General features: G+C 65.4%; 5 protein-coding genes. All 5 read right to left on the bottom strand.

Annotation, left to right across the window (positions count from 1 at the left end):
* Positions 1-2,059 (bottom strand): N,N-dimethylformamidase beta subunit family domain-containing protein (locus ACIQ39_RS02590; RefSeq protein ID WP_396433048.1); only part of this gene is annotated, 2,059 nt, incomplete at its 3' end.
* An 8-nt stretch (positions 2,060-2,067) separates the two neighbouring features.
* The gene (locus ACIQ39_RS02585) at positions 2,068-3,603 is read right to left on the bottom strand and encodes a branched-chain amino acid ABC transporter permease (protein WP_396433047.1); all 1,536 of its coding nucleotides are present in this window, start codon (positions 3,601-3,603) and stop codon (positions 2,068-2,070) included.
* A gap of 11 nt (positions 3,604-3,614) precedes the next feature.
* Positions 3,615-4,499, bottom strand: coding sequence for a branched-chain amino acid ABC transporter permease (locus ACIQ39_RS02580; RefSeq protein WP_396433046.1), 885 nt, complete (start codon positions 4,497-4,499; stop codon positions 3,615-3,617).
* Positions 4,499-5,275, bottom strand: a complete 777-nt coding sequence (locus tag ACIQ39_RS02575) for an ABC transporter ATP-binding protein (protein ID WP_396433045.1) — start codon at positions 5,273-5,275, stop codon at positions 4,499-4,501. Before ACIQ39_RS02575 ends, ACIQ39_RS02580 begins: the two co-directional genes overlap by 1 nt.
* Positions 5,272-5,994 carry an ABC transporter ATP-binding protein gene (locus tag ACIQ39_RS02570; RefSeq protein ID WP_396433044.1) on the bottom strand — a complete coding sequence of 241 codons (723 nt, stop codon included), beginning with the start codon at positions 5,992-5,994 and terminating at the stop codon, positions 5,272-5,274. The genes ACIQ39_RS02575 and ACIQ39_RS02570 overlap by 4 nt, the downstream gene beginning before the upstream one ends.
* Positions 5,995-6,000: the final 6 nt, after the last annotated feature.

The following is a 6,000-nucleotide window of genomic DNA, read 5'->3' as shown; positions in this document are numbered from 1 at the left end:
AGTTGTCGCTGAAGCCGTCGGAGCTGGCCAGCAGTTTGGCGTGGGGCGGTGTGCCCAGGCTCAGGTCGTAGCGGTCCACCTCGATGCCAGCGGCCCCGCCGCCGGCCAGGCCAAAGTCGCCAAACACTTCTTCGGGCACGCCGTCAAAAATCCAGGCCACGCTTTTGTGCCAGGAGTCGGCCATGCGTTTGTAGGGCACGGACTCGTCCATGCCTTCGCTGGCAAAACCGGTGCCCACCAGTTTTTGCGGCGCACGGCCCCGGTGTCGCCACAGCCCGCTGCGTTCGCCGGTGCTGGCGAGATACCCTTCGCCGGGGCGGGCTTGCCAAGCGCGCGAGCCGCTGTCGAGTTTGCGCACCTCCAGCACCCAGGGCTCGTCGTCTCTGAAGCCGCTGACCCAGTAATAGCCGTTGCCAGACAGGTACATCAGGCGTCCACCTTGTGCCAAGTAGTCCTCGGTGCCGTCCATCATGCGTTCGGTGTAGTACTCGGCATGCGTGCCGTTGATCACCACTTGGTAGGGCTTGAGCGCGTCCACGCCTTCGGCGTGCAGGTCAAAGTCGGTCAAGACCTCGTAGTCGATGTGTTGGTTTTCGAGCCAGGCCACGATGGACAGGTCGGCCGGGAACTGCCAGGGCCAGGCCACGCCGGGCATGCGGCACTTGGGCCGCATGTTGATGAGGGGCCGCCGCCAAGAGCTGTGGCAGCAGCCCTCGCCGCTGCGGTGGTGGTCGTACACGCTCAGGCCAAAGGGCAGGCCGTCGCGGTAATAGTCGATGTCGCTTTTTTGAAACACCGGCACCACCGAGGTGATGGACTGCACGGCGTTGACCTCAAAGGCCAGCTGCGCGTTGCCATAAGCCAGGTAACTGGCGGTGGGGATCAGCAAAGCCACCGGGGCACGCGCCACCTGGGCACGCACAAAAAAGGGCAGGTACTCTTCGGCCGTTTGCGCGCCTTCTCCGGCGCTGAGTTTGAAGGCGTAACAGCCACTTTTCAGATCGCCGGGCACCTCCCAAGCAAAGGTGGGGTGCCAGCGGCAGTCGGTCAGCGCGTCGTCGTGGAACTCAATCGCGCCGTATTCCTGAGGGGCCAAGCGGTAGCTGTCGTTGCGGCCGTTCCAGTTCCAGCCGGTTTGGCCGCGCACGGGCCGGTTCAGGCCCAAGGCGTGCAGGCCCAGCGGGCCGATGTCTTGCACGCTGTCGCCCACGCCGTGGTCGCCCAAACCCAGGTGGGTGTCCCAATAGGCCAAGCAGTGGTCTAGCGTTTCGGGGGCATGGCCTTGGGCCAAACGCTGTTGCTGGGCGGCCGTGGCCACCACCGACAGCACGCCGGGGCGGTCGATCTTGCCGTTGAAGCACTGGCTGAAAAAGGCCCCGCGTGCGGGGTTGCTTTCGTGGCCCGCCGCCACCAAAAAGCCAGCGGCCGCTTCTTGGGGGCGCACGCGCAGCGTCATTTGCACATGCGAGCGCAGGTCCAGCGGCGTGACTTGCAGCGAGATGCGCGAGTTGTAGCGGTTGGCCACCGGCACTTGGTGCACGCTGGCCTGCCCGGTGGCCGGGTCGTAGGTGGCGGCCACCCAGACCCACACATGCGGCCACAGGGGCACTTCGGCCGCGACCGCATCCACCTGTTGGCCATCGCCCACCCACAGCTCCAGGTGGCCGCTGGCGTTGAGCCCCAAAGCCATGCCGCGTTGGGTCGTCACGTCCCAGCGGCCCAAAATCACCTGCCGTCCAGCACTGGGCAGGGTCGGGTAAATGAAGCCATGCAAGGTGATGGGGCCTTGCGCGACGCGCAGGCGGTCTTGCGGGTCGCTCACCGTCAGCAAGTTGCCCGCCTGGATGTATTGGCGCTGGGCCGGCCAGGCGTGGTTGACCGAGGCCTCGACCAACTCTTCGACAAAGCCGGGCCCTTCGGGGTTTTCGTCACCGTGGATCAGGCGCACCACTTGGGCCTGAACTTGGGTCGCCCCCTCCAGGCTGACATAGGCCTGGATGCTTTGGCCTGCTTTGAGGCTGAGGGGGTCGGTGTAGCCGTGCAATCGGATCTGGGCCATGGCAAAAATCAACTTTCTAAAAGGTCTTGGCAACGCTTGAGGAACACCGCGTGTGTTGCTTGCGCCAAGGTGTCGTAGGTTTTGTCGTCCACGCTGCGGGGCGGCACGCCGCGCTGACCGGACAGGGCAATCAGGCGGTATTGCTGGAAAGGTTTGTCCACCAAGAGCGCGTATTTGTCGGTGATGGCCGTGAAGCGGAAGTAGTGCAGCAAACGCGTCAAGGCCTCGCTGTGCTGCCCCCAGGGGTGGCGCGCGTGTTCGGCCAAGACTTCGGGCGTGACCAGGGTTTTGAGTTCGTCGCGCAGGCGCTCGTCGTGGCGGCGCAGGGCGATGGCATTTTTATCGGGCATCTCAATGGCCTCCTCAGGGCTGACTTCTCCACCGGCTTTCGTGCGTGCGGCACGGGCCTCGCTTTTCTTTTTCTCGCGCCAGGCGATGAATTGGGCGCGGATGCCAAACAGGCCCGCCTGCGTGAACAGCACGGTGGCCAGCATCAGGCCGCCGATCAGCACCATGCGCCAAGGCCCCCAGTCGACCAGCAGCTTGTCGATGACGACCACGATCAGCGTGCCCACCACCGCGCCTTGGGCCGTGCCCAGACCACCAATCACGATCATGGCCAGCATCAAGAGCAGGTTGTCGATGCCAAACAAAGACGGTGAAGCGCCCTGAAAGTGCGCGCCATAAAAGCCCCCAATGGCCCCCAACGCGGCCGAAGAAATCAAGAACACCTGCAACCGCGCGCGCTGCACGTTCACGCCGCAGGCTTGGGCAAAGGCTTCGTGCTTTTCGGGCGCGCTGCGCAGCAGCCGACCCAAGCGCTGGCCGTTCACCGCACGGTACAGGGCCAGCGCCAGCAGCATCACCACAAAGCATGCGGCATAGCTGGCCAGCAAGGCCTCGTTGCTGCCCAAGCCGTCGGGCAAATAGCTGTCTGCGCCAAACAGGCCACCCGTGGCCGAGCCCAGCGCCTTCGACTGCACCACCGAGACCCGGCACAACTCCACCATACCCAAGGTCAGCAGCGCGTAGTAAAAGCCCTCCAGGCGCATGGCGGGCAAGGCGATCAACAGGCCAAACACCAAGCCGGTGGCACTGCCCACACCCACCATGCCCCACCAGGGCAGGGCGTACTCGATGGACAACCACGAGCCGGCATAGGCCGCCATGCCCACGATGGCCAAGGTGGCCAATGAAAAAATACCGGCCGTGCCGATGACCAGCATCCACATCAGGTTGATGGCCGCGTACAGCGCAAAAATGGCGGCGGCCGAGAGCAAGCTGCTGCTGTCCAGCGCCACACCGGCCACCGGGGGCAGCACCGCCAGCAGGCTCAAACCCAAGAGCCACCACAGCGGGCGCTTGTCCAGCACCTTGATTTCGCGCGAAAGGTCTTTGGCGTTGAAGCGGCCTTGGCTGCTGAGCACCGTGCGCCGGGTCAAGGGGTAGCGCCAGCGCACCCACAACTGGGCACCATGGCCCAGCCAGCGGGGCCGCCAGTGGCGGGCACCCACCAGGTATTTGCGAGCAGGGGAAGTGGACATGCGGGACCGCCTCATTCGCGTGTATGGCTGAGCAAACCGCCCAGGCCACGCGGTCGCCACAGCAGCACCGCGATGATGAACAAAAACTGGGTGATCAGCACGTATTGCCCGCCCAGCAGCGCACCGGTCAGGGCCTCCACCACACCCACCATGGCGGCCGCCGCCACGGCCCCGGGCACCGAGCCCAGGCCCCCGGCCAGCGCCACAATCAGGCCCTTGACCAAAGGGGTCGTGCCAGAAAACGGGCTGACAAAATAAGTCTGCGACAACAGCACCGCAGCCAGCCCGGCCATCGCCCCCGTGACGGCCATGACGATCAAGGCCGTGCGGCGCACGCCAATGCCCACCAAGGCGGCCCCTTCGGGGTTTTGCATCATGGCGCGCACCTGCAAGCCCATGCGGCTGCGCGTCATCCACAGCAAGGTGATGCCCATCAGCACCAACGCGCAGACAATCGCGCCGCCCTTGTCGGCAGGCACCTGCCAACTGCCCCAAACCCAGGGCTGGGTGCCAAACAGTGGCGGCAGGCTTTTCGCATTGGGGCCGAACACCGTCAACAAACCCTGCACCCCCAGCAGGCTGATGGCCAGCGTGGCCACCAGGCCGCGCACCACAAAGTTGGGTTTGTCGTGCAGCGGGATGAAGGCCACGCTGCAAATGAGCAGGCCACACACAGCCCCTGCCAGCAAACCGCCGCCCATCACCACCAAAGGTGAGGCCGAGACCCATTGCGCCGTGGCCCATGCCCCGTAACCGGCCACGGCAAAACTCAGGCCATGCGCCATGTTGACCAGGCCCAAGCTGGCAAAAACAATGGACACACCCAGCGCGAGCAGGGCGTAAATGCAGCCCAGTGTCAGCGCCGTGATGGCCACAAATCCCCAATCGACGTCCATCACGCACTTCCTTTGAGTTGGCCCGCATGCATGCCCAGGGTGCGGTGCACCCGGCCGCTGAGCAAGGCGAGGTTCTGTTCGGCAATGACCATGGCGCCTTGGCCGATGTCAATGCGCATCAAGGCGTCGACCACGCTTTGGCTGATCTTGGGGGCCAAGCCCAAAGAGGGCTCGTCCACCAAGTAGAGCTTGGCGGGCGTCATCAGGCCACGCGCCAGCGAGACCATGCGCCGCTCGCCGCCCGACAAGGTGCCCGCTGGCGCGTCGAGCAACTTGCGCAAGGGCTCAAAGACCTCCAGCAAGGCTTCGCGCCGCTCTCGGCGCTGTCGCCAAGCGGCGTTGGTGAAGGCGCCGCAGTCCAAGTGCTGGGCCACCGTCAGGCCGGGAAAAATCGCATCGCCTTGCGGCATGTGCGCCAGCCCGGCCCGCACAATGCGGTGGGTGTGGCGGCCAGGCGAGCCGCTGCGGCTGCCGCCCACTTCTTGCCCGGCCAGTCGGATCGAGCCGCGCTGCCAGTCGGTCAGGCCGCTGATGGCCCGAAACAAGGTGGACTTGCCATGGCCGTTCAGGCCAATCAGGGCCACGCGCTCGCCAGCGCGCACGCTGAGGTCCAGATCGTGCAAGACCGTCAGGGGCCCATAACCGGCCGACAGGCCTTGCACCTGCAAGACGGCGGGCAAGCTGGCGTCCAAAGCCAAAGCCAAAGCCAAATCCGGGGCCGATGCCCTGTTTGGCTGCAGGGCCGAATCCACCGGCGGTGAGGGGTGCGCGTTCATGAGGTTTGCGTTTCAAAGTAAGCCGCACGCACGCGTGGGTCGTCAAACACGGTGTCGGGCCGCCCTTGCGCGATCAGCTCGCCCGCGTCCAGCACCACCACCCGGTGGGCCAAAGCGGCCAGCAACTCCAGGCGGTGCTCGACCAGCAAGATGGCCATGCCCATCTCTTGCGCGGCAAACCGCAAAATCGCGTCGATGGCGTCGACCTCGGCGTTGATCAAACCCGCCGCCGGTTCGTCCATCAGCAAGACCGAGGGCTTGCGCATCAGCAAGCAAGCCAGCAGCAAGCGGCGGCGGTCCAGCGTGCCCAGCGCTGCCGCAGGCCTGTCCGAGGGCACCTTCAGACCCACTTGCCGCGCTGCCCACTCGGCGTCGTGCGCGGTCAAAAAAGGCCGGTAGGCTTGGCGCGCCGCCTTGAACACCTCGCCCACCGTCAGCAGTTCGGGCACCACCGGGCTTTGGTAAGTGCGCGCCACGCCCAAGCGTGCGCGTGCATGCAAGGGCAGGGCGGTGATGTCTTGGCCGCGCAGAAAAACCTGCCCTTGGGTGGGCCGCAGACGCCCGCTCAAGATCTCGAACAAGGTGGTTTTGCCCGCCCCATTGGGGCCGACCACCCCCAGCACGTCGCCGGCTTGGACCGACAGCGAGACGCTGCTCAAGACGCAGCGCGAGCCGAAGCGCATGCCCACTTGCTGGCACTGGAACAAAGGCGCGGTCATGGTTTG

Origin of the sequence: Limnohabitans sp., from assembly GCF_044361645.1 — a bacterium.
Classification (GTDB): Bacteria; Pseudomonadota; Gammaproteobacteria; order Burkholderiales; family Burkholderiaceae_C; genus Limnohabitans_A.
This window is presented reverse-complemented; position numbering and strand designations above follow the sequence as displayed.